Source organism: Rhizobium sp. CG5, from assembly GCF_023701945.1.
In the GTDB taxonomy this organism is placed as follows: domain Bacteria; phylum Pseudomonadota; class Alphaproteobacteria; order Rhizobiales; family Rhizobiaceae; genus Allorhizobium.
Genome location: NZ_JABAEF010000003.1, coordinates 59,380 through 83,652, shown reverse-complemented (window position 1 = coordinate 83,652; position 24,273 = coordinate 59,380). Strand labels below are relative to the sequence as shown.

The following is a 24,273-nucleotide window of genomic DNA, read 5'->3' as shown; positions in this document are numbered from 1 at the left end:
CTCCAGAAAAACCAGATTCAAATAGCGTTGGGCTTAGATGCTCTCCCGGCGACATAGGTTTCGACGATGGCGCGATCGTCTCCCAATGTCTGCAGCAGAAACAGTTCCTCGCCAAGGGTTTTCACGGTTTCCATGCGCAGTGCCATGGCCGGCGTGGCAAAGGCGTTCAGCACGATGACATCGGCATCGGTTCCGGGCTCCAGCGTGCCGATCTTGTCGCTGAGAGAGAGGGCTTCGGCATTGCCGAGCGTCATGTGGTAGAAGCTTTCGAGCGGATTGAGCCGCTCGCCGAGCAATTGCTGGATCTTGTAGGCCTCGTCCATGGTCTTCAGCATGGAATAGCTCGAGCCGCCGCCGATATCGGTGGCGACGGCGATGCGCAGCGGCTTGTCCCGGCGCTTCAACGCTTTCAGCGGAAACAGACCGGAGCCTAAAAAGAGGTTCGAGGTCGGGCAGTGCACGGCAATCGCGCCGGCCTCGCTGATCGCGTCCGCCTCGCGGTCCGAGAGATGGATGGCATGGCCGAGCAGGGTTTTCGGCCCCAGCAATCCGTAATGGGCGTAGATATCGGTGTAGTCGATGGCGTCGGGATAGAGCGTTGCGGTATAGGCGATCTCGTCGTGGTTTTCCGACAGATGGGTCTGGATATGCAGATCGGGAAATTCCTCCGCGAGCGCCTGGGTGCGTTCCATCTGCTGCGGCGTCGAGGTGATGGCAAAGCGCGGCGTGATGGCCACATGATTGCGACCCTTGCCGTGCCAGTCGGCAATCACCGCTCGGGTTTCGTCATAGCCCATTTCGGGCGTGTCGAGCAGGCCCTGCGGCGCGTTGCGGTCCATCATCACCTTGCCGGCGATCATGCGCGTGCCGCGTTTCAGGCTTTCGGCAAAAAAGGCATCGGCAGACGTCTTGTGCACGGAGCAATAGGCGACCGCCGTCGTGGTGCCGTTGCGCAGGAATTCGTCAAAGAAATGCACGGCGATGCGTTCCGCATGGGCCTTCTCGACGAAACGGCACTCCTCGGGGAAGGTATAGGTGTTCAGCCATTCCAGCAGGTTGGCGGCATAGGAGCCGATCACCTGCATCTGCGGGAAATGCACATGGGTGTCGATGAAGCCGGGCAGGATCAGGTGTGGCCGGTGGTCGATCTCTTCGACGCCATCCTCTGCCTTGGCCTTGACATCCGCATAGGCGCCAAAGGCCTGGATCACGCCGTCGGACATCAGCAGTGCGCCGTCGGTCTCGTAGATAAAACTCTCGGTGTCGGCGGCATCGAGCGGCGCGCGGCGGAAGGTGAGCAGGCGGCCGCGGATCAGTGTTTCGGTCATTACATCTTGCCTTCCACGGCGCTTTCGAACCAGGCGGACAGCAGAGCCCGCTCGTCAGCCGTCACTTCGGTGATATTTCCGGGCGGCATGGCGTGGCTGCGGCCGGCCTGGATATAGATTTCGCGGGCATGCGCGGTGATGTCCGCATCGGTTTCCAGCTTGACGTTCTTCGGCGGACGAACGACGCCTTCCCAGACCGGCTCGGCCGCATGGCACATCGAACAGCGCGACTGGACGATGTCACGGGCAGCGGTGAAATGCACGTTCTCGGCAAAGCGCAGATTGCTGGGCGCAACAGCCGTTTCCGTCTCCACCGGCGGCTTCTGCACGGTCGACAGCCACATGATGACGATGAAGATGACGGTTGTGGCGATCCAGGTCCATGTCGGCCGCCCCTTTCTCGCGTGCGTGGTGTTGAACCAGTGGCGGATGGTGACGCCCATCAGGAAGACCAGCGCGGCGATGATCCAGTTATAGGCGGTGGCAAAGGCCAGCGGATAATGGTTGGACAGCATGAAGAAGATGACGGGCAGCGTCAGGTAGTTGTTGTGCAGCGAGCGCTGCTTGGCGATCACGCCGTATTTCGGATCGGGCGTGCGGCCGGCGATCAGGTCGGCCACCACGATCTTCTGGTTCGGGATGATGATGAAGAACACATTGGCCGACATGATGGTGGCGGTAAAGGCGCCGAGATGCAGGAAGGCGGCGCGGCCGGTGAAGATCTGCGTATAGCCCCAGGCCATGGCGATCAGGGCGAGATAGAGCAGCACCATCAGGCCCCAGGTGTTGCGGCCAAGGGGAGACTTGCAGAGCTGGTCGTAGAAGATCCAGCCAATGGCGAGCGATGCGACCGACAGGCCGATCGCCTGCCATTCGGTGACATCCAGCACATGGCGATCGATCAGGAACAGGTCGGCGCCGCCGTAATAGACCACGCAGAGCAGGGCAAAGCCGGAGAGCCAGGTGGTATAGGCCTCCCATTTGAACCAGGTCAGGTGTTCCGGCATCGAGGCCGGCGCCACCAGGTATTTCTGGATGTGGTAGAAGCCGCCGCCATGCACCTGCCATTCCTCGCCATAGGCGCCGGCGGGCAGATGCGGGCGTTTGACGAGGCCCAGATCCAGCGCAATGAAATAGAAGGAGGAGCCGATCCAGGCGATGGCCGTGATGACATGCAGCCAGCGTACGGCAAGCCCCAGCCATTCCCAGGCGATGGCGAATTCATACATGCAATATCCCTTTCGTCCCCGAACGCACCACCTTGCAAAAACTTCCGGCCGAAGGGAAGGGGCTGACGGGCGGTCCGGCCATTTTGTGCAGCGCTTTGTGTGCACTGCAAAAGACTATCGATGATTTCCTGTATTGGTGCGAATATGACAATTCGGTTACATTCATTGGGCAGTGCCGCCGGACAGGTGGTTGGCGTCGAACCGGCGGCTTTTCCCCCAACACGGAGATCAGCCGATGCGCAGTATCCTTACGGGCGTTCTGGTTGCGTATGCGTCTTGTGTTCAGGCCCATGATTCCCACAGCGGATGGCGTTACGAGAGCTTCTGCTGCAATGGCGACAATCATACCGGCGATTGCCAGATGATTCCCTCGCAGAGCGTCAAGGTGATCAACAACGGCTATCAGCTGACGCTTTCACCCGGCGATCACCGGCTGGTGACCCGCGACCATGTCTTCAAGTTCCCGCAGACCACGACGCGGCGCTCGCAGGACAGCGAATATCATCTGTGCCTCTATCCGAATGAAGACACGCCGCGCTGCTTCTATGCGCCGGATATGTCGTTCTGAGATCGCTCAGGCCGGTTCGCTTGGCTTCAATTCGCCGAGCAGCCAGTCGCGAAAGGCGCGGATTTTTGGAGCGTTGCGGCGGCTTTCGGGATAGGCCAGCCAGTAATGGGAGCCTTCGTTGCAGACGAGGTCGAAGGGCTGGATAAGGTGGCCCATGGCCAGTTCCTCGGGGTAGAAGGCCGGTGTCAGCATGGCGACGCCCTGGCCGGCAAGAGCGACCTGCGCTTCGAAGGACTGGGCGCCCAGCCGGCTGCGGGGCCGGCTTTCGAGATCGGCACCGCTGACGCCTGCGGCCGTCAACCAGATCTTCCACCAGGGGTCGCCGGGATCGATCAGCCGGAGTTTCAAGAGGTCGGCGGGTGTCGACAGGCCGCCGATGCTGGCTGCCAGCTCCGGACTCACCATCGGCGAGAAGTCGACCTTCATTAGGCTGTGGCAGCGCAGGCCGGGCCAGTCTCCCTTGCCGGCCCTAATGGCGACGTCGGCCTCGGTCTGGGCAAAGTCGATCATTTCCTGAGCGGTTTCCAGCCGGACGGCGATGGCCGGGTTCTTGAGCTGGAACGAGCCGATATGCCGGGCCAGCCAGCGCGAGGCGAAGGTGGCCGTGGAATGGATGTTCAGCGTGCCTTCGGTGCTGTTGCGCGCATGGGCGACCGCCTCCTGCAGCAGGTCGAAGGCCTCGGAGACTTTTGGCGCCAGGCGCTGGCCGGCCTCGGTCAGGGAAATCCGGCGCGTCTGGCGCAGGAACAGCGGCTCGCCGATGCTCTCTTCCAACAGCTTGATCTGATAGCTGACCGCCGTCTGGGTCATGCCCAGCTCTTGGCCCGCCTTGGTGAAGCTTGCCTGCCGCGCCGTCGCCTCGAAGACGCGCAATGCGTTCAGGGGAAACTGGCGCGACAGTTTCATGGATCAGCTCTCTTTATGGGTGCAGCGGTTCATTCGTTTTGATAGATCCATGAAAATAAAGCATTTCTTAGCCTCCAGAGCAACCTTTTGCAAAGGGCCGCTCATCAGTATTCACGGAGGAAATCATGGCTATCGGATTGAGGAACGCTGTCTCGCTGGTTTTTGGTGTTCTGCGCTGTATGGGACGAGTGGTCACGCGCCTGCTGCAGCCGGACGACCGTATCGAGACCTTCCTGTCGGATGATCTGAAGCGCGATCTCGGATATTGGGAGGGCCGCGCCTCCCGGTCCCGCCGGGCGGAAATCCGGGATACGGCCTCCGTCTGGTCCGCCATCCGGCCACCGCGCGGGCCGCAGTGATCGGGGTCAACCGTTTACAGCGCTCGAGTTCCAGTGGCTGTCCGGGTCGATGCCATGGGCGAGCAGGATGTCCTCGACGGGCGAGAGGAAGGGCCGGAACAGCGCGGTCCGGCGGTCTGTCGAGCGATCGAGACCCTGGTGAACACGGCTGGCGCTCAGCGTCCGGACGGAACGCCTATTGCTTTCGAAGGCCAGGCAGCGCTCGTCAAAGTCGAGGCCGCAGAAGGCCAGCAGGCGCCGTGTCTGGCCGTCTTGGTCCTGCTTCAATGCCGTCAGATCGAATTGCAGCAGGTCCGGGCCTAACACGTAGTGCCAATGGGCCATCAGATCGGCATAAAGCGCATAATAATGCGCCAGTTCCTTGAGATCATAGGCAAAGCGGTTACCCTCCGAGCCGAACAGGCTGGCATAGATCGACATGCAGTTTTCGATCGGCGGGCGGGTGCAATGAATGACACGGGCGGCCGGAAAGAGCGTCCTGATGATGCCGATCCAGCGGAAATTGAGCGGCATCTTGTCGGTGAAGCGTGGCTTGCCGTGGCCAAGAGGTGCGATCGCCGTGAGATAGGCGGCGGCCATCTCGGCGGCGGCCGTGCAGCCGGGCTGGAAGCCGTCCAGCGCCAGGCCGGGCCGGCTGCGGTCGGCCAGGAATTTTCCGACAAGCTCGGTCATCTCGTTGCGTTCGCCGGCGCCATGAACCTCGGGATGGGAGGACAGGATCTGCTCGGCCAGCGACGTGCCGGAGCGCGGCATGCCGACGATGAAGATCGGCGCCGGGCCGTCGCTGGGTTGGAGACCGGCGAAATAGCCGGCGTCGAAATGCTGTTTCATCTGCGCGAAGACGCCGGCCTCGATGGCCGGATTGTGAGGGAGAGCGGCGCGTTTGGTGCGGTTGGCGGCATCGAGCCAGGCAAAGGCGGCCTGTGTGTTGCTCCGTGCCTCTTCGGCGCGAAACAGCGCGAACCCCAGCATGGTCTTGTCGGCACCATTGGTCGCGCCGCGAAACAGCGCTTCCAGCCTGTTGAGATCGTCGGCGGTGGGTGCAAAAGAGGCTGAATTGGCAATGTTGTACCAGGCTTCGGCGTCGGCGGGGCGAACGGCGACAAGCCGGCGCCACAGGTCGATGGCATCCGCATTGCGGCCGCTGTCGCGCAGCAGCGTCGCCAGGCTGCGCAACATCGCGGCTTCGCGGGGTGCCAACTCCAGTCCGCGTCTGAGTGCGGTCTCGGCCTCCGGGTCCCGCCCGAGATCGAGGAGAATGCGGCCGAGGTTGGCCAGGATGGCGGGATGATCGGGAGCGAGAACTGCGGCCTGCTTGCTTGCGGCCAATGCCAGCCCAATACGATTGGTTTGATACAAGGCGATGGAAAGGTCGAAAAAGGTTTCGGCGTCGTCAGGCACAAGCGTGGCGGCCGCCAGCAACTGGCGCGCCGCCAATTCCAGATCGCCCTGTTTCCGGCTGATTGTCGCGCGGAATTTCAACGCCTTTGCCTGCTCGTGCTGAGAGGTGGGGTCGCTCTCTGCCGGCGATGTCGCTTTGGTCGCAGAATGGCGGCTGGACATGGTTTTTCGATTCGCACTTTGCGGCGCGGAAACGCGACGATCTGTGCAGGATAGAAGCGAGAGCTTATCTCAGGCTTTCCCCGGCATTAATGCCGTCAGCAGCTCGGCGGCCACCAGGGCGGCAATCACCGCCGGGCGCTTGTCGCGGACCGTGCTGCCGCCGATCGGCAGGACCAACCGGTCGATTAAGGACGGATCGCCGCCGTCGCGCTGCAGCCAATGGGCAAAACTCGCCCGCTTGGTGGCCGAGCCGATCATGCCGACATAGGCGAGATCGCCGCGGGCCAAGGCTTGGCGGGCAATCAGGAAATCGAGCGCATGGTCATGGGTCATGATGACCACGGCGTTGCCGGGCGACAGATGGGCCACTTCCACCTCCGGCATGGCGACATGGCGCAGGGCAATGGCGGGCGGCAGGTCCGGCACAGGCTGGTTGCGGGTCTCGATCATCGTGGCCTGCAGTGGCAGGGGTGCCAGCGCCTGCGCCAGGGCCCTGCCGACATGGCCGGCACCGAACACCAGGACGTGGGGATAGGCGTCCTGTTCCTGCCGCAGGCGCTGCCGCAGCGTTTCGGCCAGGACCGGATCGACGGGCGCGAAACGCAGTTGCGTGCGGCCGCCGCAGCATTGGCCGATCTCCGGGCCGAGCGGCACGTCGAGAGTGAGTGGTAAAGGTCGGCCGGACAGCAGGGCGCGGGCATGGTCGATCGCCATGAATTCCAGCTGCCCGCCACCAATCGTGCCCCACATGGCATCCGCCGCCACCAGCATCATCGTGCCCGCATCGCGCGGCGTCGAGCCTTTGGCGACAGCCACCTCGACGAGAAGGACGGCGGGGTGGGTGGTGAGGAAGGTGCGGAGGGCGGTCACGCGCTGGTACCCCCCTCTGTCCTGCCGGACATCTCCCCCTCAAGGGGGGAGATCGGATTGCCGCGCCGTCGCTGGCAGACACTGATGTCTCTCACGCCGAGATGGGCCGGCACAGGAGACGCAATTTGACCAGATGCGAGCGCTATCGACCGGGTCGATCTCCCCCCTTGAGGGGGAGATGTCCGGCAGGACAGAGGGGGGTAGGCGCCAGTCACGAACGCATGTCTCCAATCATCCGCAGGATATGCGTACAGACCTGATCCAGCCGCTGAAGAACATCTTCGTTGGTGACCCGCAGGACCGTCCACCCCAGCGCCTTCAGTTTTTCGTCCCGTAGCCTGTCCCGCTCTATCGACCCATCATGGCTGTGGCTCTCGCCATCAATCTCCACGACCAGCTGATGCTGCGGACATGAAAAATCGACAATGTAGCCAGCGATCGGCATCTGTCGGCGGAAGCTCAGGCCTTCGAGCCGATGCGCCCGAACCACATTCCAAAAGCGCAACTCTGCCTCGGTCAGCGCTTTGCGCATGTGCCGGGCATGTCCCCGATTTCGTTCTGGCACCTCGAAATGCGTCATCCGCGGCGTGTCCAGGTCAAACCTCTTTCTTCAGCCGTTCCACCGCCATCAGCACCCGCTCGGGCGTTGCCGGTGCGTCGAGCCTTGGGCAATGGCGATAGTCCGCCACGCTGGCGACCGCCATGGACAGCGCCTCCAGCACGGAATTGGCCAGCATGAAGGGCGGTTCGCCGACGGCCTTGGAGCGGCCGATGGTCGGCTCGGCATTCTGCGACCAATCGGCCAGCTTGACGTTGAAGGTCTTTGGCCGGTCGGAGGCAAGCGGGATCTTGTAGGTCGAGGGCGCATGGGTGCGAAGCCGCCCCTTGCCGTCCCACCACAGTTCTTCCGTCGTCAGCCAGCCCATGCCCTGCACGAAGCCGCCTTCGATCTGGCCGATATCGATGGCCGGGTTCAGCGAGCGGCCGACATCGTGCAGGATATCGGTGCGCTCCATCAGGTATTCGCCGGTCAGCGTGTCGATCGACACTTCCGAGCAGGAGGCGCCATAGGCAAAATAATAGAAGGGCGTGCCGCGGCCGGACGCCCGATCCCAATGGATCTTCGGCGTCTTGTAGAAGCCGGCCGCCGACAGCTGCACGCGGCCGAAATAGGCGTGGTGGACGAACTCGGGGAAGGGGATCTCGTCGTTACCGACCCGCACCCGGTTCGGTAGGAATTCGATCTCGCCGGTCGGCACGCCGTAACGTTCGCTGGCCCAGGCGACCAGGCGCTCCTTGATCTGGCGGGCAGCATCATAGGCCGCCATGCCGTTGAGGTCGGAGCCGGACGAGGCGGCGGTGGCCGAGGTATTCGGAACCTTGCCGGTGGTCGTCGCGGTGATCTTGACCCTCTCGATATCGACCTGGAAGGCATCGGCCAGCACCTGGGCAACCTTGGTATAGAGGCCCTGGCCCATTTCGGTGCCGCCGTGGTTCAGGTGGATCGAGCCGTCCTGATAGACATGCACCAGGGCGCCGGCCTGGTTGAAGGCGGTCAGGGTGAAGGAAATGCCGAATTTCACCGGCGTTAGCGATATGCCCTTCTTGATGACCCTGCTCGACGCATTGAAGTCGAGGATCGCATTTCGGCGCGCCTGATAGTCGCACGAGGTCTCCAGCTCCTCGACCACCCTGGCGATGATATTATCCTCGACCAGCTGATGATAGGGGGTGATGTCGCGTCCGGAACCAAGCTCGCCATAGAAATTTGCCTTGCGGATCTCCAGCGGATCCTTGCCCAGCGCATAGGCGATTTCCTCGATCACCCGTTCCGCCCCCAGCATGCCCTGCGGCCCGCCGAAGCCGCGATAGGCGGTGTTGGAGACGGTGTGGGTCTTCAGGGGTTGCGAGGTCAGCAGCACATGCGGATAGAAATAGCTGCTGTCGGCATGGAACAGGGCACGGTCGGTGACCGGTCCCGACAGATCTGCGGAATAGCCGCAGCGGGCGGCGAAATTGGCGGCAAGGGCATGGATGCGGCCGTCACTATTGTAGGCCACGTCGAAATCCATCCGGAAGTCGTGGCGCTTGCCGGTCATCGTCATGTCCTCGTCCCGGTCGGGGCGGAACTTGACGGCGCGGTTGAGCTTCTTGGCGGCGATCGCGGCAAGGGCTGCAAACTGGTTGCCCTGGGTTTCCTTGCCGCCGAAGCCGCCGCCCATGCGCCGCACATTGACGGTGACCGCATGGGAGGGAATGTCGAGCACATGGCCAACGACATGCTGGATTTCCGAGGGATGCTGGGTCGAGGACCAGACGGTGATGTCGTCATCCTCGCCGGGGATCGCCATGGCGATATGGCTTTCCAGGTAGAAATGCTCCTGGCCGCCGATGCGCATCTGGCCTTTGAGGCGATGCTCGGCTTTGTCGAGTTCGGCTTCCGGCTCGCCGCGCTTCAGGGTCATGCCCGGCGTTACCACCGCGGCGCCGTTTAGCAGCGCGCCGTCGATATCGCTCCAGTGCGGAAGGTCCTGGTATTCGACCTTGGCAAGCCGGGCCGCACGGCGGGCCTGATCGCGGGTCTCGGCAATCACCGCAAAGATCGGCTGGCCGTGGAACTGGACCTTGTCTTCGGCCAACAGCGGTTCGTCGTGATGGCCGCCGGAGGAGACGTCGTTGACGCCAGGCACATCCTTGCCGGTCAGCACCCAGACGACGCCGGGCGCGGCGCGGACTGCCGACAGATCCATCGCGAGAATGGTCGCATGGGTACGATCCGCCATGCCCAGCGCACCATGCAGCAGACCGGCGGGTTCGGGAATATCGTCGATATATTCGGCACTTCCCGCCACATGCTTATGGGCTGAATCATGGCGCTGCGACTCATGCATCGGGCCGTTGATATATTTGTACTGCTCGTAAGCCGCCTTATCCATGATGAACGCCTCCGTGTGTCATGACCCCCCTCTGCCCTACCGGGCATCTCCCCCTCAAGGGGGGAGATCGGCGTGGGGTTGGCGTTTCGACAGCGGCTGGCCTTCGAAGTCTGGTCAGCAGAAATTGATGCGATGAAATAGACCGTTCTGACAGGTCGCGATGGTCACAAGAGAAATTGGCGCCGAGGCCGGCGGTTGATCTCCCCCCTTGAGGGGGAGATGTCGGCGTCGCCGACAGAGGGGGGTAACCGCGCACCATCATGCCTCCTCCAGCGTAAAACGTTGCAGCTCCTGCGGCGATCCCGAGGTTTCCAGGAGGAAGCGGGTTAGCAGGTTCTTGGCGGTCAGCTGGCGGTAGTCGGCGGTGGCGCGCCAGTCGGTGAGCGGCTGGTAGTCGCTGTCGAAGGCGTCACGGGCGGCCGTGATCGTCGTCTCCGTCCAGGGCTTGCCGTAAAGGGCGGCCTCGACGCTGCGGGCGCGCTTCGGCGTTCCGGCCATGCCGCCAAAGGCGATGCGGATATGGGAGACGGTGCCGTTCTCATCGAGCCCCAGGCTGAAGGCGCCGCAGAGGGCGGAAATATCCTCGTCGCGGCGCTTGGTGATCTTGTAGACGGCGAAGCGATGGCCGGCGGAGGGGCGCGGCACATGCAGGCTTTCGACCAACTCGCCGGGCTTTCTGTCCTGCTTGCCATAATCGATGAAGAAATCATCGAGCGGCAGGGTGCGGGTGCCGGTGGCGGAGCGCAGCGTCACGGTGGCGCTAAGCGCAATCAGCGCCGGCGGCGTGTCGCCGATCGGCGAACCGTTGGCGACATTGCCGCCGATCGTGCCCATATTGCGCACCTGCTGGCCGCCGATGCGGTCGATCAGCCGGCCAAAGGCCGGGATTTCGCGGGCGAGCGTCTCATGGGCCGTGCTGTAGGACACGCCGGCGCCGATGGTGATGCCGGTGTCCGTGCTGGTGATTGCCTGCAATTCGTCGAGATGGTTGATGAAGATCACCGGGTTCAGATCACGCATCTGCTTGGTGACCCACAGGCCGACATCGGTTGCGCCGGCGACGATGGTGGCCTTGGGCTCGTGGGCCAGCAGATCGGCAAGCGCTGCGACAGTACCGGGCACGATCAGCCGGCGGTCGCCCTTGCTGACCGTGATGGTCTCCTTGGTCCTCAGATCCTCCAGCCGCGCGATGATGCTGGCACGTTCGCGCTCCAGCGGATCGAACAGGGCGCTCGGCCGGATCCGCGCCACCTGTTCGGCCGCCTTGACGATCGGCTCGTAGCCGGTGCAGCGACAGAGATTGCCCTGCAGGGCCTTTTCGATGGCGGCGCGCGACGGTTTTTCATCGGTCAGCCACAGGCCATACAGCGACATCACGAAGCCCGGCGTGCAGAAGCCGCATTGCGAGCCGTGACAGTCGACCATGGCCTGCTGCACCGGATGCAGCGTTCCGTCCTTGGCGGCGAGATGCTCGACCGTCACCACATGGGTGGCGTTGAGCGAGCCGACGAAGCGGATGCAGGCATTGACCGTCTCGTAAGACAGGTGGCCATCGACCAGTCGGCCGACCAGGACGGTGCAGGCGCCGCAGTCGCCTTCGGCACAGCCTTCCTTGCTGCCGGTCAGCCGGCGCTGCAGCCGCAGGAAATCCAGCAGCGTTTCGGTGGGATCGACGCTGCCGAGGGCGATATCCTCGCCATTCAGGATGAAGCGGATACGGTCAGTCATGTCAGGCTTTCTTTCGGATGGATCGGCTAGCGGGCAGGGTCACTGCGCCGTCCAGCCGCCATCGATCGAGATATGGGTGCCGGTGATCTGCCTGGCGGCATCGCTCGCCAGAAACAGCGCCGTGGCGGCGACATCTTCAACTGCAACGAATTCCTTCGTCGGCTGGAATTTCAACATGACATCCGACTTGACCTCAGCTTCGGAAATGCCGCGGGCCTTGGCGGTGTCGGGGATCTGCTTTTCGACCAGCGGCGTCAGCACATAACCGGGACAAATGGCGTTGACGGTCACGCCGAATTCGGCAAGTTCCAGCGCTGCCGTCTTGGTCAGCCCCATGATGCCATGCTTGGCGGCGACATAGGCCGCTTTGAACGGCGAGGCGATCAGCCCGTGCGCCGAGGCGATGTTGATGATGCGGCCGTGCTTCTTCGCCTTCATCGCCGGAATGGCTGCCTGCATGGTATGGAAGGAACTGGACAGATTGATGGCGATGATCTGGTTCCACTTGTCGGCCGGGAAGTCCTCGATCGGCGCGACATGCTGGATGCCGGCATTGTTGACCAGCACGTCGACCATGCCGAATGTCCGGGCGGCCGTCTCCATCAGGTCGGCGATCTCGTCGGGCTTCGTCATGTCGGCGCCGTGGTAGAGCGCCTTGCCGCCATGGGTCTCCAGCGCCTTGCGGATCGCCTCGATCTCGGCGGCGTCGCCGAAACCGTTGATCACCACATTGTCACCGCCGGCCGCAAAGGCCTTGGCGATCGCCAGGCCTATGCCGCTGGTGGAGCCGGTGACGACGACGGTTCTGGACATTGGCAGTTCTCCCCCATGGGTTTTCCGGCATTCTCTTGCGCCGCAACACAGCAGGCAAAGTTATGCCCAAATCGCTAATGCTGGCAATTGCGTTTTTTGGACGTTTACCCGCCGTGGACGGACAATAAACGCCGCGGCATTTGTTTTGACAAAGTCTTGCGCCTTGTATTGAACTTGCGCCAACCAAAGACAGGCTATGAGCATTGGGAGGTGCGCGTGGGCGGATATGTGCTTGCAATCGATCAGGGAACCACATCCAGCCGGGCAATCCTGTTCGATGAGAGGATGCGGGTTGCAGGCTCGGGTCAAAAAGAGTTCCCACAGATCTTTCCGAAATCCGGCTGGGTCGAGCATGATCCCGAAGAGATCTGGCAGAGCGTGCTGTGGTCGATCCGCGAAGCGATCAGGACGGCCGGCATCACCGCGAAAGACATTGCCGCCATCGGCATCACCAACCAGCGCGAGACGGTGGTCGTCTGGGAGCGCGACAGTGGCCGGGCGATCCACAATGCCATCGTCTGGCAGGACCGGCGTACGGCCAGCTATTGCGACAAGCTGAAGCGCCAGGATCTGGAAAAACAATTCACCCGCAAGACCGGCCTGCTGCTCGACCCCTATTTTTCCGGCACCAAGCTGTCCTGGCTGCTGTCGAATGTGAAGGGCGCACGGGCGCGCGCCGCCAAGGGCGATCTGTGCTTCGGCACCATCGACACGTTCCTGATCTGGCGGCTGACCGGGGGTAAGAGCTTTGTCACCGACGCCACCAATGCGTCGCGCACGCTGCTGTTCAATATCGTCGACAACGACTGGGACGACGATCTGCTCGACATCCTGCGGGTGCCGGCCGCCATGCTGCCCGAGGTCAAGGATTGCTCTGCCGATTTCGGCGTGACCGATCCCGAGGTGTTCGGCGCTGCGGTGCCGATCCTCGGCGTGGCGGGCGACCAGCAGGCGGCCACCATCGGCCAGGCCTGCTTCCAGCCCGGCATGCTGAAATCCACCTACGGCACCGGCTGCTTCGCGCTGCTCAATACCGGCGAGGATCTGGTGCGCTCGAAGAACCGGCTGCTGACGACCATTGCCTATCGGCTGGACGGCAAGACGACCTATGCGCTGGAAGGTTCGATCTTCGTGGCCGGCGCCTCGGTGCAATGGCTGCGCGATGGCCTGAAGATGATCAAGGAGGCCAAGGAGGCGGGACCGCTGGCCCGCCAGGCCGATCCCAACCAGGAGGTCTATCTGGTGCCGGCGTTTACCGGCCTTGGCGCGCCGTGGTGGGACCCGGAAGCGCGCGGCGCAATCTTCGGCATGACCCGCAACACCGGGCCGGCGGAATTTGCCCGTGCGGCGCTGGAGGCCGTCTGCTACCAGACCCGCGACCTGCTGGACGCCATGCACAAGGACTGGAAAACCACCGGCGAGGCGACGGTGTTGCGCGTCGATGGCGGCATGGTCGCCTCCGACTGGGCCATGCAGCGGCTGTCCGACCTGCTCGATGCACCGGTCGATCGTCCCGTCGTGCTGGAGACCACGGCGCTCGGTGCCGCCTGGCTTGCCGGCAGCCGCGCCGGCGTCTGGCCCGACCAGGCCGGGTTTGCCAAGGCCTGCGCCCGCGACCATCGCTTCGAACCAGAGATGGACGACAAGACCCGGACCCGCAAGATCAAGGGCTGGCGCGATGCCGTGAAGCGGACGCTGACGACGGGGTGAGACGGCGTTGGACTTGGCAGTCGGACCATGATGTAGTAATGTTTCTACAAAGTGGAGATGACCAATGACCGTCATGACCTCGCGCGAATTCAATCAAGACACCGGCAAAGCCAAGAAGGCGGCACAGCAAGGCCCCGTGATCATTACCGATCGCGGCAAGGGGGCCTATGTGTTGATGACGATGGACGACTTCCTGAAACGGTCTGGCGGCACCCAGACGGTCGGCGACACCTTTGCCATGCCCGGCGGCGAGGACATCGAATTCGAACCCGAGAGACTTGACGACGTAGGCTTCCGGCCGGCGGAATTCGACTGATGTTTCTGTTGGATACCAATGTCATTTCGGAATTCCGGAAGATCAATTTGGGGCAGGCTGATCCGAACGTCGAACGTTGGACAAAGGATATCTCGCCCGAGTTCTTGTATCTTTCCGCGATCAATATTTTCGAACTGGATTTCGGGATTATCAAACGGGCACGGCGTGATCCGGCGGGTGCGGCCAAACTGCAGGACTGGCTCGACAATGTCGTCATTGCCAAATATCGCGACCGGGTCTTACCGTTTGGCCTGGACGAGGCCCGCATCTGCGCCTCACTGTGGTCGGATCGTACGCGCCCCTACCGAGACGCGATGATTGCCGCAACCGCGATGAAAGCCGGCTTGACGCTGGTGACCCGCAACACTGCCGACTTCCGCGATATGAACGTCCCTCTGATCAATCCGTGGGAAGGGCAGGGGGTCAAATAATCCTGCCATTCCGATTCAACACGCTGCCAAGCTGAATCCGCTTTTCCCGCCAAGCCGTTGATTTGCGATTCGAAATCGGCGCTCTTCATGTATCGATTCAACGCATCCCCTCAACACTGCGTCACCGATTCCAGTTTGCGCCCGGATCGTGCTCACCTTATCTGTGAGGACAAACATCAACGGGACAGTGATCATGGAACTCGGCCTTTATACCTTCGCGGATGTCGATCCGAATGCCGTCAACAAGGGTGCCGAGGCGGCGCGGCGGGTGAAGGATCTGCTGGAGGAGATCGAGCTTGCCGACCAGGTCGGGCTCGATGTCTTCGGTCTCGGCGAGCATCACCGGCCGGATTACATGGCCTCGTCGCCCTCGACCATTCTGGCGGCGGCCGCCGTCAAGACCAAGAACATCCGCCTGACCAGCGCCGTCACGGTGCTGAGCTCGGACGATCCGGTGCGGGTCTTCCAGCAGTTCGCCACCGTCGATCTCTTGTCCGGCGGCCGGGCCGAAATCATGGCGGGGCGTGGCTCGTTCATCGAATCCTTCCCGCTGTTCGGTTACGACCTCGACGATTACGACACGCTGTTTGCGGAAAAGCTCGACCTGCTCCTGGCGGTCCGGCAGAACGAGATCGTCGACTGGTCGGGTGAAACCCGCGCGCCGATGGTCGGGCAAGGCGTCTATCCGCGGCCGCTGCAGGATCTTCTGCCCCTGTGGATCGCCGTTGGCGGTACGCCGCAATCGGTGGCGCGGGCCGGCGTGCTCGGCCTGCCCCTGGCGCTGGCGATCATCGGCGGCCAGCCGCATCGCTTCGCGCCGCTGTTCAACCTTTACCGCGAAAGCGCCAAGCGGGCCGGCCACGATCCGGCGACGCTGAAGACCAGCATCAACGTGCACGGCTTCATCGCCGATACGACGGAAAAGGCTGCCGACGTGTTTTATGGCCCGCAGGCCGAGGTGATGAACCGCATCGGCCGCGAGCGAGGCTGGGGGCCGACCAACCGCCAGCATTTCGATCAGTCGCGGGCGCCCGATGGGGCGATCTTCCTGGGCGACCCGGAAACGGTGGCGGAAAAGATCGTCGCCCATCACGCCATCTTCGGCAATGACCGCTTCCTGCTGCAGATGGCGATCGGCCCGATGCCGCATGCCGAGATCATGCGCGGCATCGAACTCTACGGCACAAAAGTCGCGCCGCTGGTCAGAAAGGCGTTGACGCAAACGGAAACCGCCGCGTAAGCCACGGCCCATTGATCCTGGCAGAGGCGCGGCAACCCAGCTGTGCGCGGAAGAAAAGCAGATGATTGTTTCGAGCGACGAAGATCTCACCAAGCTGAAAGAGGTCGGCCGGCTGTGCGGGCTGGCGGTGAAAACCATGGCGGCCGCGCTGGAGCCGGGCATTACCACGGCCGAGCTGGACATGATCGGCCGCAAGGTGCTGGAGGATGCGGGTGCGCGGTCGGCGCCCGAACTCTGCTACCAGTTTCCCGGCGCCACCTGCATCAGCGTCAACGAGGAAGTGGCGCATGGCATTCCCGGCCCGCGGGTGATTGCCGCCGGCGACCTGGTCAATATCGACGTGTCGGCCGAGAAGGACGGCTATTTCGGCGATACCGGCTCGTCCTTCATCGTGCCGCCGGTGACGCCGAAGATCGAGCGGCTGTGCCGCGACGGCAAGCGGGCGCTTTGGGTCGGTCTCAACCAGATCCGCACCGGCCAGCCGCTGGCCAATATCGGCAATGCGATCGGCAAGTTTGCCGCCAAGAACCGCTATACGCTGATCACCAATCTGGCCAGCCACGGCGTCGGCCGGTCGCTGCATGAAGAACCGACCGAACTCTCGACCTGGCCGGACCCGGACGAAACCCGGATCATGGAAGAGGGCCTGGTATTCACCGTCGAACCCTTCCTGTCGCTCGGCGGCCATTGGGCCGAGGATGGCGACAAAGATGCCTGGACGCTGTTCAGCGAACCGCGTGCGCCGACCGTGCAGTTCGAGCACACGCTGGTGGTGACGAAAAACGGTCCGCTGATCCTGACCATGGTGGAGTGAGCGGGCGCTTTAGCGTGCCGTTTCACTCTCCATTTTCCTTGCTCCAAAACGCAGACCGTCGATCAGCAGATCGACCATGGCGCCGGCATGTCCCGCGCTGTCCTCGCCGGAGGCGGAGGACAGGTTGCCGATCGCCCGCAGCAGGTCATAGGGCGCCACGTCGCCGCGCACCTCGCCACTTGCTGCCGCCGCATCCAGCAGCGATTTCAGCACCGGCTCGAAACTGGCGCGGAAATAGGCCGGCAGCGCGTCGAAGGCCGGATCGCCGGAGTGTAGCGCTGCGGCCAGGCCCCGTTTGGTGGCGATGAAATCGGTATAGCGCTTCAACCAGCGTGCCAGCGCCTCGCCCGGCGGGTGATCGGCCGCCAGTGACGTGGCCTCGGCGGCGCAGGCATCGACCTCGCGGCGAAAGACGGCAGCCACCAGATCGGAGCGCTGCGGGAAGCGGCGATAGAGCGTTCCCACGCCGACACCGGCCATTGCTGCGATTTCGCGCACCGGCGCATCGACGCCTAAGGTCTTGAAAACCTGCTTGGCGGCCTCCAACACGGCATCCTCATTGCGCTGGGCGTCTGCCCGCACGCGCCGTGCCGGCTGCGTATTGTTCTCCTGCGTCTTCATCGCATCTTCGGACACATGCGCCCCCGTTTTTTCATGCGGATTCCAGCAGTCTCGCTTTACCTCTTGATAAGCGGATCACAGTTCCGTATATGGATTTCAGAAACGGAACCTTGTTCCGTATATTTGTGGATCAATGTTCCGTTCCCGCACCATAGACGACCCGCTGTCGGTTCGCCATCCGAAACCCGAGGAGATGCTTTATGAACACCCTGATCAACGCGGCGCGGTCCATTCCGGTCAATGACGTGACCGTCCCCATTTCCATTACCCCGGTGACGCTGCCGGCGCCGGGCAGGGGCATGCCGCTTGAGATGCGGATCCCCGCGCCCGCCACGGGCAACGACCTGCCGATCCTTCTGCTGTCGCATGGCCATGGCCCGTCGCTCTATCTTCCCTCGAAGGATGGCTATGGTCCGCTGGTCAATTTCTATGCGGAGCATGGGTTCGTGGTGATCCAGCCGACCCATGGCAATTCCAAGGTTGCCGGCCTTGGCGCCGATGCGCCGGGTGCGCCGTTCTTCTGGCGGTCGCGCGTCGAGGACATGACGCTCATTCTCGATAGGCTCGATGAGATCGAAGCGATGGTTCCGACGATCACAGGACGGCTCGATCGAAGCCGGATTGCTGCTGTCGGCCATTCGCTCGGCGGCCAGACCGTCGGCATGCTGCTCGGAGCGCGGCTGACCGATATCCGCGACGAGACCGCCCAGAATGTCAGCCTGATCGAGCCACGCATCACGGCAGGCGTGCTGCTGGCAGCGCCCGGCAATGGCGGCGACAGCCTCAGCGAATTCGCCCGCGCCAACTATACGTCGCTCAACCCCGACTATTCGCACCTGACGACGCCAACGCTGGTGGTGGTCGGTGACAGCGATGTCTCGCCGCACCTCACCGTTCGTGGCGCCGACTGGCATGCGGATGCCTATCACCACGGCCCGGGCAGCAATGCGCTGCTGACGCTGTTTGGCGGCAAGCATGGGCTTGGCGGGATCGCCGGCTATGACGCGAAGGAGACGGATGACGAGGATCCCGACCGCCTCGCCACCGTGCAGCGCATGAGCTGGGCCTATCTGCGCTCGGCGCTCTATGCGGGTGATCCGGCCTGGCCGCTGGCCTGCCAGGCGCTGGCAGGCCAGGCCGCTTCGCTCGGGCGGGTCGATCACAAGCAGCCCTGATTGTCGTCCTCCCCGACCTGGCTGCACGCTCGTAACGATCAGGCGTGCAGCCAGAGTGGACGATGATGGCCTTGGTGCCATCGGCTCGCGCGCCTTGCCATTCAACGTCCCATGAAAATTTCTGATTTGTCGGCAAATTGACGCAATGCAATAAGCCGGCAATGAGCAAAGGACATTCAGATCAGGTCAGCCTGGTGAAGACGGCACTGGCCGGCGCGATCGCCATGGCGGCGGCCATGGGGTTCGGGCGGTTTTCGTTCACGCCGATCCTGCCGTCCATGATGACCGGGCTCGGGCTGTCCTCGGCCGATGCCGGATTGATTGCCGCCGGCAATTTTGCCGGTTATCTGGCCGGGGCCGTGCTCGGCGCCTATGGCTGGGCGGCCGGGCGGGAGCGGCTGGTGGCGCTCGGGGCGCTTTTGACCACTGCCCTGGCGCTGGCCGCCATGGGGCTTTCCGAGAGCGTTGTCGCCTTCGTCATCATCCGCTTCGTGGCGGGTCTTGCCAGTGCCTTTGCGATGATCTTCACCTCGTCGATCGTGCTCGGCCATGCCGCAGCGCGCGGCAGCGACCATGTGCAGTCGGCCCATTTCGGCGGTGTCGGCATGGGCATTGCCACCTCGTCGCTGATGGTCATGCTGATCGGCTGGCTTTCGACGGAGGAAGCAAACAGTTTTCGGACCGACTGGTTCACCGGCGCCGCTTTGAGCTTTCTGGCCTTTCTGATCGTGTGGCGATTGTTGCCGGCAGCACCGGCGCGGGCAGGCGAGGCGCACAGCGAACCGCCGCTGACCTGGCGCAAGCCCCTGGCGCTGGTCACCTTGTCCTATGGGCTGTTCGGCTTCGGCTATGTCATCACCGCCACCTTCATCGTTGCCATGGCGCGGCTGGGGCAGGCGGGGCAGACCATCGAATTCCTCACCTGGTTCCTGACCGGCTGCACGGCGGCCGTGTCGATCTTCGTCTGGCGGCCGGTCATGCTGCGCGTCGGTCTTGCCGGCGTCTATGTCGCGGGCCTGCTGGTCGAGGCGGCGGGCGTGCTGGCGACCGTGCTCTTGCCGTTTCCCTATGCGCCGCTCATCGGCGGGGCAAGCCTTGGCGCTACCTTCATCATGATCACCGCCTACGGCCTGCGCATCGGCCGGACCCTGTCGCCGCAAAGCCCGCGCCGGGCGCTGGCCTTCATGACGGCCGCCTTCGGGGTCGGCCAGATCGCCGGACCCTTGGTGGCCGGCTGGCTGGCCGAGACGACCGGCAGCTTCACCGGGCCCACGGTGCTGGCAGCACTCGCCCTGGTTGCCTGCGCGCTCCTGGTCGTTCCGGTCTATCGCCGCATCGGCTGATAGTCCTGTCGTTACAATTGTGTAACACTCGCCAAGGGCCATTGCCCGCCCCACGGAACTGCCATAGTTTCCCGCCAACAGGTGTTTCGACCTCTTCAGAACACTCCAGTCAGGAAAGTCCACTTCCGTGTTCCAATCCTTCTTTCCCAAACCGAAACTGTTCTTTTCCTCTTTCGCTGTCTGGGTCCTTCTTTCTGTTCTCGTCTGGTATCTCTTCGGTGAACAGATGGGAACAGCCATCGGACTTCCACCCACGCCGGCCGACGCCGAGCCGGTGATCAACCTCACGTTCTTCCTGACCAAAGACTATCTGTGGTTCTGCATCTATGCGGGCATCTGGACAGCCGCGTTCGGCCTGTTCTGGCAGTTCTATGCCAAGGATCATCCGTGGCGGACCTGGGCGATCTGGGGCACGTTCTTCATCATCTTCACGACCTATTTCGACGTGCAGGTCTCGGTGCTTTTGAACAACTGGCGTCGGCCCTTCGGCGACCTGCTGCAGAATGCTCTGACAGGCAAACCGGGGATCACGACCTGGGACTTCTACAGTCTGATGATCACCTTCTGGAGCATCGCCTTCCTGAACGTCGCGGTCTTCGTCATCGTCCGGTTCTTCGTCAGCCATTATATCTTCCGCTGGCGCACGGCGATGAACGATTATTACATGTCGAAGTGGCAGAAGGTTCGCCATATCGAAGGTGCCTCGCAGCGTGTCCAGGAAGATACGATGCGGTTTGCCTCGACGTTTGAGGGGCTCGGCGTCAGCCTGATCGATGCGGTGATGAACCTGATCGCCTTCCTGCCGATCCTGTTCGTCCTGTCGTCCTACGTTACCGAACTACCGATCATCGGTGCGGTTCCCCACAGCCTGTTCTGGCTGGCCTTGATCTGGTCGGTGTTCGGCACCTTCCTGCTGGCCGTGGTCGGCATCAAGCTGCCGGGCCTGGAATTCCGCAATCAGCGGGTCGAGGCGGCCTATCGCAAGGAACTCGTCTACGGGGAAGACCATGCCGATCGCGCCCAGCCCCTGACGGTGGTCGAGCTGTTCACCAATGTCCGGCGCAACTATTTCCGCCTCTATTTCCACTACACCTATTTCAATCTGGCGCGCTCCTTCTACGGCCAGGCCGATGCGCTGTTCCTGATCTTCATGCTGGTGCCGACCATCGTCGCGGTGAAAATCACCTACGGTATCTACCAGCAGATCGCCACCGCCTTCGGTCAGGTCAGCAATTCGTTCCAGTACCTGGTCAATGTCTGGCCGACGATCGTCGAGCTTCTGTCGATCCACAAACGTCTGCGGGCCTTTGAGGCGGCGATCGACAACGAGCCTCTGCCGGAAATCGACCAGCGCTATCTGGAGCGTGAGGCCGAGGGCGGAGAGCTTGAGGCGGACAAGCCGTAAGCCATCGCCTTTGACGTATCACGATTCAACCGCGCCGGAGCGATCCGGCGCGGTTTGCGTTTGTGGGACGCCGCCCACGGCAGAGCGAGGTCGCCCCCCTCTGGCTTGCCAGCCATCTCCCCCACACGGGGGGAGATCGACCCGCGGTTCGCCTCTCGACCGGTCGGATGGCATTGCGAGCGCTGAAACGATAAGACACAGGAAGCGTGCTGGCCAGGTCGTGACGGGTCCGAATGCATGTCGTCTGCTCTGTGGCTTTTCTGGCTGGGCGGGCGGGTGCATCCTGGCCGATCTCCCCCCGTGTGGGGGAGATGGCTGGCAAGCCAGAGGGGGGTAGGCGGCACTCAAAACGGTCAGCCTGGGACGCCTTAAAGCCCCGAAGCCCTCGCGACCGCCTGCCGGTCGCGGCTCATCTCCAGCGCCTGCGAATACGTCACGCAGGCGACATCGGCGCGAGGACAGACTTCGGTCACCAGCCGTTCCATGGTCCGCCAATAGGCGCCGCCGTTCATTTCGACGAAGTGGAAGCCGAGCTGCAGCGGCAGGCGCTCTCCGTCATATTGGGCATCGAAGGCGGCCCGGAAGGCTTGATAGGCGCGGTCCTCGAATTCGGTGGAGCGCGAGGGATGGTCGAGGCCGGCCGAATGACGCACGAACAGATTATAGTCCATGCCGACGATGCGGCGTTGCTTCGGGCCTTCGGGGATCAGCGGCAGGCCGAAGCGCGCCAGGCGGCCATCGTCCTCGGGATATTGCGGGCCGCGGGCAACCGGGCTTGCATCATAGGCAAAGCCGGCCGCCTTCTCGGCCGCGACCAGTTCAGGCGTTTCCGACAGATAGGGGGCGCGCATGCCGCGGATGTCCTGTTGCACGAAATGGGCCCAGCCCTGCGGCTCCCGGTCTCCGACGCCATTGGCCGTCCAGGCATTGGTCACAACCCGGTCGAAGCTTTCAAATTCCTGCAGCCAGTCGGCCTTCGACCAATCCTTGCCGTCGAAATGGCCGCAGGTGTGGTTGCCGATCTCGTGGCCTTCCAGATGGGCCTGCCAGATCTGGTCGAGCCGCACGGCAACATCCTGCGGGTTCGGCGCAAAGCCGACATTGGAGCGGCCGGCTTTCTGGCCCGGCGCCTGATAGGTTTTGGCGTCGGCGCGTGGGATGAGATGGGCGCAGGACAGAAAGTAAGTGAAATGGGCATTGGAGCGGCGGGCGATGTCGCGGCTTTTGACCCAGAGCCGGTTGTCGGCCACCCCGTCGAAGGAGACGATCAGCATCTGTTTCGGCCGGTCGGCGGCCGGTTCGGCCCTGGCGTCTGGCGTTGCGGACAAAACGAGGGCCAGCGGCAGCGAGAGAAAAAAAGCGGTACGAAACATGACAAGCCTTGCATCAACAAGCGGGTTTCCTGTCATCGAAATGCGGCGAAGCTTTGAACGCGCTGGTAATTGCCAGCCTTCGGCCTTATGGGCATGGGGTAACCAATTCAACGGACGGGATCTTCGACAATGACAGTTCTGATCATCGGGATCGTACTTTTTCTCGGCACGCATATGATCCGCGTGGTGGCCCCTGGGTTTCGCGCGGCAATGATCGCCAGGCTTGGCGAGCAGGGCTGGAAAGGCGCCTATTCGGTGCTGAGCGTCGTTTCGCTCATCGTGCTGATCTATGGCTGGAGCATCGCGCCGGTCATCAATCTCTGGTATCCGCCGGCCGGCATGGCGCATCTGAGCGTCACGCTGATGCTGTTTGCGATGATCTGTCTGGTCGCCAGCGTCATCCCGGCCGGGCATATCGCCGCCAAGACCAAACATCCCATGGTGCTGTCGGTCAAGATCTGGGCGCTGGCGCATCTGCTGTCGAACGGCGATCTGCGCTCGGTCCTGCTGTTTGTCTCGTTTCTCGCCTGGGGCGTGATCCTCAGGATCGTGCTGAAGCGCCGCCAGAAGGCCGGCGAGGTGGTGCTGCGGCCCTTCGTGTCGGGACGCTACGATCTGATCGCGGCGGTGGTCGGTACGCTGGTCTGGGCTGCCTTCATCTGGAAGCTGCATGTATGGCTGATCGGGGTGGCTCCGCTGCCGATGCTGGCCTCGTAATCACGGCCATATTGGCTCAATGACGGTGAAATGACCGGCTACCCCTTACAACGGCTGAAAAATGGGGTAGAAGGCCGCTCACGCATGACATCCGCTTAAAAAGGCCGGACCTCCGGAAATAGACATGGTTGACAACAACGACAGCTTTATTCGCGAAGTCAATGAAGAGCTTCGCTCCGAACAGATGCAGTCCGTATGGAAGCGGTTCGGTCTGATCATCATCGGCGTGGCCGTATTGATCGTGGTCGGCACGGCTGCCTATCGCGGTTATGAATATTGGCACGAGGGCCGGGCTTCGGTCTCCGGCGACCGGTTCCTGACAGCCCTGAAGCTGGCCAATGAAGGCAAGAGCGAGGATGCGCTGGCGGTGCTTGCCGTGCTGGAGAAGGAAGGTCATGGGGCCTATCCGGTGCTGGCGCGCCTGCGGGCGGCGACTGTCATGGCTGAAAAGGGCGATACCTCAGGCGCCATTGCCGCATTCTCGGCGATCGGCAAGGATACCAGCGTCATGGACGTGGTCCGCAGCGTGGCGCGGATGCGCGCCGCCTGGCTGCTGATCGACACAGGTACGTACGAACAGGTGTCCGCCGAGGTGGAATCCATGGCGACACCGCTCAATGCGCTGCGCCATTCGGCGCGCGAGGCGCTGGGACTGTCGGCCTACAAGGCCGGCGACATGGTGCGGGCCCGCGAATGGTTCGAACAGATCACCGAGGATGCCGAGGCGCCGCGCAATGTCGCGACCCGTGCCCAGGCATTGCTCGACAATATTGCCGCTTCGGGCAAGGCGCCCTGATCGCGTCACCGCGGCACAAGGCAGAAAGACAC

General features: G+C 62.9%; 23 protein-coding genes. 12 read left to right on the top strand and 11 right to left on the bottom strand.

Going from position 1 to position 24,273, the window contains the following annotated elements; translation table 11 throughout:
* Positions 1 to 17 precede the first annotated feature (17 nt).
* Positions 18 to 1,328, bottom strand: coding sequence for a guanine deaminase (gene guaD, locus HGO38_RS06245; RefSeq protein ID WP_250955081.1), 1,311 nt, complete (start codon positions 1,326 to 1,328; stop codon positions 18 to 20).
* A complete protein-coding gene (gene puuD / locus HGO38_RS06240; protein ID WP_250955080.1) occupies positions 1,328 to 2,557 on the bottom strand; it encodes a urate hydroxylase PuuD in 1,230 nt (409 codons plus the stop codon). The genes guaD and puuD overlap by 1 nt, the downstream gene beginning before the upstream one ends.
* Positions 2,558 to 2,792: 235 nt before the next feature.
* Between puuD and HGO38_RS06235 the strand changes: the two genes are divergently transcribed.
* Positions 2,793 to 3,125: a hypothetical protein gene (locus HGO38_RS06235; protein ID WP_250955079.1), complete on the top strand. Its 333-nt coding sequence runs from the start codon at positions 2,793 to 2,795 to the stop codon at positions 3,123 to 3,125.
* A 6-nt stretch (positions 3,126 to 3,131) separates the two neighbouring features.
* Here the strand turns inward: HGO38_RS06235 and HGO38_RS06230 are convergent, their stop codons facing one another.
* Positions 3,132 to 4,031 (bottom strand): LysR substrate-binding domain-containing protein, encoded by a 900-nt coding sequence (locus tag HGO38_RS06230; protein WP_250955078.1) that lies wholly within the window; start codon positions 4,029 to 4,031, stop codon positions 3,132 to 3,134.
* Between the two features lie 125 nt (positions 4,032 to 4,156).
* Here HGO38_RS06230 and HGO38_RS06225 point away from each other — a divergent pair, with 125 nt between their 5' ends.
* The gene (locus HGO38_RS06225) at positions 4,157 to 4,390 is read left to right on the top strand and encodes a hypothetical protein (protein WP_250955077.1); all 234 of its coding nucleotides are present in this window, start codon (positions 4,157 to 4,159) and stop codon (positions 4,388 to 4,390) included.
* Between the two features lie 6 nt (positions 4,391 to 4,396).
* On the opposite strand, the gene HGO38_RS06220 is transcribed toward HGO38_RS06225, so the two are convergent.
* The 6 genes from HGO38_RS06220 to HGO38_RS06195 all read right to left on the bottom strand — a co-directional run bounded on the left by HGO38_RS06220 (position 4,397) and on the right by HGO38_RS06195 (position 12,300).
* Complete coding sequence (locus HGO38_RS06220) at positions 4,397 to 5,953, bottom strand: tetratricopeptide repeat-containing sulfotransferase family protein (protein ID WP_250955076.1); 1,557 nt, start codon at positions 5,951 to 5,953, stop codon at positions 4,397 to 4,399.
* Between the two features lie 69 nt (positions 5,954 to 6,022).
* Positions 6,023 to 6,823: a xanthine dehydrogenase accessory protein XdhC gene (xdhC, locus tag HGO38_RS06215; RefSeq protein ID WP_250955075.1), complete on the bottom strand. Its 801-nt coding sequence runs from the start codon at positions 6,821 to 6,823 to the stop codon at positions 6,023 to 6,025.
* Positions 6,824 to 7,034: 211 nt separating this feature from the next.
* A complete protein-coding gene (locus HGO38_RS06210) occupies positions 7,035 to 7,403 on the bottom strand; it encodes an endonuclease domain-containing protein (protein ID WP_250955074.1) in 369 nt (122 codons plus the stop codon).
* A 16-nt stretch (positions 7,404 to 7,419) separates the two neighbouring features.
* Complete coding sequence (xdhB, locus tag HGO38_RS06205) at positions 7,420 to 9,759, bottom strand: xanthine dehydrogenase molybdopterin binding subunit (RefSeq protein WP_250955073.1); 2,340 nt, start codon at positions 9,757 to 9,759, stop codon at positions 7,420 to 7,422.
* Between the two features lie 258 nt (positions 9,760 to 10,017).
* Entirely contained in the window at positions 10,018 to 11,487 is a 1,470-nt protein-coding gene (xdhA, locus tag HGO38_RS06200) for a xanthine dehydrogenase small subunit (protein WP_250955072.1), read from the bottom strand.
* A 39-nt stretch (positions 11,488 to 11,526) separates the two neighbouring features.
* Positions 11,527 to 12,300 (bottom strand): 3-hydroxybutyrate dehydrogenase, encoded by a 774-nt coding sequence (locus HGO38_RS06195; protein WP_250955071.1) that lies wholly within the window; start codon positions 12,298 to 12,300, stop codon positions 11,527 to 11,529.
* Between the two features lie 216 nt (positions 12,301 to 12,516).
* Here HGO38_RS06195 and glpK point away from each other — a divergent pair, with 216 nt between their 5' ends.
* From glpK to map, 5 genes are all read left to right on the top strand, one after another.
* On the top strand, positions 12,517 to 14,010 hold the full coding sequence (glpK, locus tag HGO38_RS06190) for a glycerol kinase GlpK (protein WP_250955070.1): 1,494 nt from the start codon (positions 12,517 to 12,519) through the stop codon (positions 14,008 to 14,010).
* A 64-nt stretch (positions 14,011 to 14,074) separates the two neighbouring features.
* Positions 14,075 to 14,326, top strand: a complete 252-nt coding sequence (locus tag HGO38_RS06185; RefSeq protein WP_250955069.1) for a type II toxin-antitoxin system Phd/YefM family antitoxin — start codon at positions 14,075 to 14,077, stop codon at positions 14,324 to 14,326.
* Positions 14,326 to 14,757: a type II toxin-antitoxin system VapC family toxin gene (locus HGO38_RS06180; protein WP_250955068.1), complete on the top strand. Its 432-nt coding sequence runs from the start codon at positions 14,326 to 14,328 to the stop codon at positions 14,755 to 14,757. The genes HGO38_RS06185 and HGO38_RS06180 overlap by 1 nt, the downstream gene beginning before the upstream one ends.
* A gap of 193 nt (positions 14,758 to 14,950) precedes the next feature.
* Positions 14,951 to 15,997, top strand: coding sequence for an LLM class flavin-dependent oxidoreductase (locus HGO38_RS06175; RefSeq protein ID WP_250955067.1), 1,047 nt, complete (start codon positions 14,951 to 14,953; stop codon positions 15,995 to 15,997).
* A 61-nt stretch (positions 15,998 to 16,058) separates the two neighbouring features.
* Complete coding sequence (gene map / locus HGO38_RS06170; RefSeq protein WP_250955066.1) at positions 16,059 to 16,811, top strand: type I methionyl aminopeptidase; 753 nt, start codon at positions 16,059 to 16,061, stop codon at positions 16,809 to 16,811.
* A gap of 9 nt (positions 16,812 to 16,820) precedes the next feature.
* Here the strand turns inward: map and HGO38_RS06165 are convergent, their stop codons facing one another.
* A complete protein-coding gene (locus tag HGO38_RS06165) occupies positions 16,821 to 17,432 on the bottom strand; it encodes a TetR/AcrR family transcriptional regulator (protein WP_250955065.1) in 612 nt (203 codons plus the stop codon).
* A 200-nt stretch (positions 17,433 to 17,632) separates the two neighbouring features.
* Here HGO38_RS06165 and HGO38_RS06160 point away from each other — a divergent pair, with 200 nt between their 5' ends.
* From HGO38_RS06160 to sbmA, 3 genes are all read left to right on the top strand, one after another.
* Complete coding sequence (locus HGO38_RS06160) at positions 17,633 to 18,607, top strand: alpha/beta hydrolase family protein (protein ID WP_250955064.1); 975 nt, start codon at positions 17,633 to 17,635, stop codon at positions 18,605 to 18,607.
* A gap of 161 nt (positions 18,608 to 18,768) precedes the next feature.
* On the top strand, positions 18,769 to 19,950 hold the full coding sequence (locus HGO38_RS06155; protein ID WP_250955063.1) for a YbfB/YjiJ family MFS transporter: 1,182 nt from the start codon (positions 18,769 to 18,771) through the stop codon (positions 19,948 to 19,950).
* 127 nt (positions 19,951 to 20,077) lie between these two features.
* A complete protein-coding gene (gene sbmA, locus HGO38_RS06150; protein WP_250955062.1) occupies positions 20,078 to 21,355 on the top strand; it encodes a peptide antibiotic transporter SbmA in 1,278 nt (425 codons plus the stop codon).
* Between the two features lie 368 nt (positions 21,356 to 21,723).
* Here the strand turns inward: sbmA and HGO38_RS06145 are convergent, their stop codons facing one another.
* Entirely contained in the window at positions 21,724 to 22,728 is a 1,005-nt protein-coding gene (locus HGO38_RS06145; protein ID WP_250955061.1) for a polysaccharide deacetylase family protein, read from the bottom strand.
* Positions 22,729 to 22,857: 129 nt separating this feature from the next.
* Between HGO38_RS06145 and HGO38_RS06140 the strand changes: the two genes are divergently transcribed.
* Together HGO38_RS06140 and HGO38_RS06135 are read left to right on the top strand one after the other, a co-directional pair.
* A complete protein-coding gene (locus tag HGO38_RS06140; protein ID WP_250955060.1) occupies positions 22,858 to 23,445 on the top strand; it encodes an NnrU family protein in 588 nt (195 codons plus the stop codon).
* A 124-nt stretch (positions 23,446 to 23,569) separates the two neighbouring features.
* A complete protein-coding gene (locus tag HGO38_RS06135) occupies positions 23,570 to 24,241 on the top strand; it encodes a tetratricopeptide repeat protein (protein ID WP_250955059.1) in 672 nt (223 codons plus the stop codon).
* The last annotated feature ends 32 nt before the right edge of the window (positions 24,242 to 24,273 follow it).

Excerpts from the sequence above, each read along its gene's own strand:
- HGO38_RS06155 (WP_250955063.1), top strand. The coding sequence starts at position 18,769 with ATGAGCAAAGGACATTCAGATCAGGTCAGCCTGGTGAAGACGGCACTG.
- HGO38_RS06145 (WP_250955061.1), bottom strand. The coding sequence starts at position 22,728 with ATGTTTCGTACCGCTTTTTTTCTCTCGCTGCCGCTGGCCCTCGTTTTG.
- HGO38_RS06230 (WP_250955078.1), bottom strand. The coding sequence starts at position 4,031 with ATGAAACTGTCGCGCCAGTTTCCCCTGAACGCATTGCGCGTCTTCGAG.
- HGO38_RS06175 (WP_250955067.1), top strand. The coding sequence starts at position 14,951 with ATGGAACTCGGCCTTTATACCTTCGCGGATGTCGATCCGAATGCCGTC.
- HGO38_RS06140 (WP_250955060.1), top strand. The coding sequence starts at position 22,858 with ATGACAGTTCTGATCATCGGGATCGTACTTTTTCTCGGCACGCATATG.
- HGO38_RS06165 (WP_250955065.1), bottom strand. The coding sequence starts at position 17,432 with ATGAAGACGCAGGAGAACAATACGCAGCCGGCACGGCGCGTGCGGGCA.
- HGO38_RS06180 (WP_250955068.1), top strand. The coding sequence starts at position 14,326 with ATGTTTCTGTTGGATACCAATGTCATTTCGGAATTCCGGAAGATCAAT.
- HGO38_RS06185 (WP_250955069.1), top strand. The coding sequence starts at position 14,075 with ATGACCGTCATGACCTCGCGCGAATTCAATCAAGACACCGGCAAAGCC.
- map (WP_250955066.1), top strand. The coding sequence starts at position 16,059 with ATGATTGTTTCGAGCGACGAAGATCTCACCAAGCTGAAAGAGGTCGGC.
- HGO38_RS06235 (WP_250955079.1), top strand. The coding sequence starts at position 2,793 with ATGCGCAGTATCCTTACGGGCGTTCTGGTTGCGTATGCGTCTTGTGTT.
- HGO38_RS06160 (WP_250955064.1), top strand. The coding sequence starts at position 17,633 with ATGAACACCCTGATCAACGCGGCGCGGTCCATTCCGGTCAATGACGTG.
- HGO38_RS06210 (WP_250955074.1), bottom strand. The coding sequence starts at position 7,403 with ATGACGCATTTCGAGGTGCCAGAACGAAATCGGGGACATGCCCGGCAC.
- xdhB (WP_250955073.1), bottom strand. The coding sequence starts at position 9,759 with ATGGATAAGGCGGCTTACGAGCAGTACAAATATATCAACGGCCCGATG.
- HGO38_RS06220 (WP_250955076.1), bottom strand. The coding sequence starts at position 5,953 with ATGTCCAGCCGCCATTCTGCGACCAAAGCGACATCGCCGGCAGAGAGC.
- HGO38_RS06195 (WP_250955071.1), bottom strand. The coding sequence starts at position 12,300 with ATGTCCAGAACCGTCGTCGTCACCGGCTCCACCAGCGGCATAGGCCTG.
- guaD (WP_250955081.1), bottom strand. The coding sequence starts at position 1,328 with ATGACCGAAACACTGATCCGCGGCCGCCTGCTCACCTTCCGCCGCGCG.
- xdhA (WP_250955072.1), bottom strand. The coding sequence starts at position 11,487 with ATGACTGACCGTATCCGCTTCATCCTGAATGGCGAGGATATCGCCCTC.
- HGO38_RS06135 (WP_250955059.1), top strand. The coding sequence starts at position 23,570 with ATGGTTGACAACAACGACAGCTTTATTCGCGAAGTCAATGAAGAGCTT.
- puuD (WP_250955080.1), bottom strand. The coding sequence starts at position 2,557 with ATGTATGAATTCGCCATCGCCTGGGAATGGCTGGGGCTTGCCGTACGC.
- HGO38_RS06225 (WP_250955077.1), top strand. The coding sequence starts at position 4,157 with ATGGCTATCGGATTGAGGAACGCTGTCTCGCTGGTTTTTGGTGTTCTG.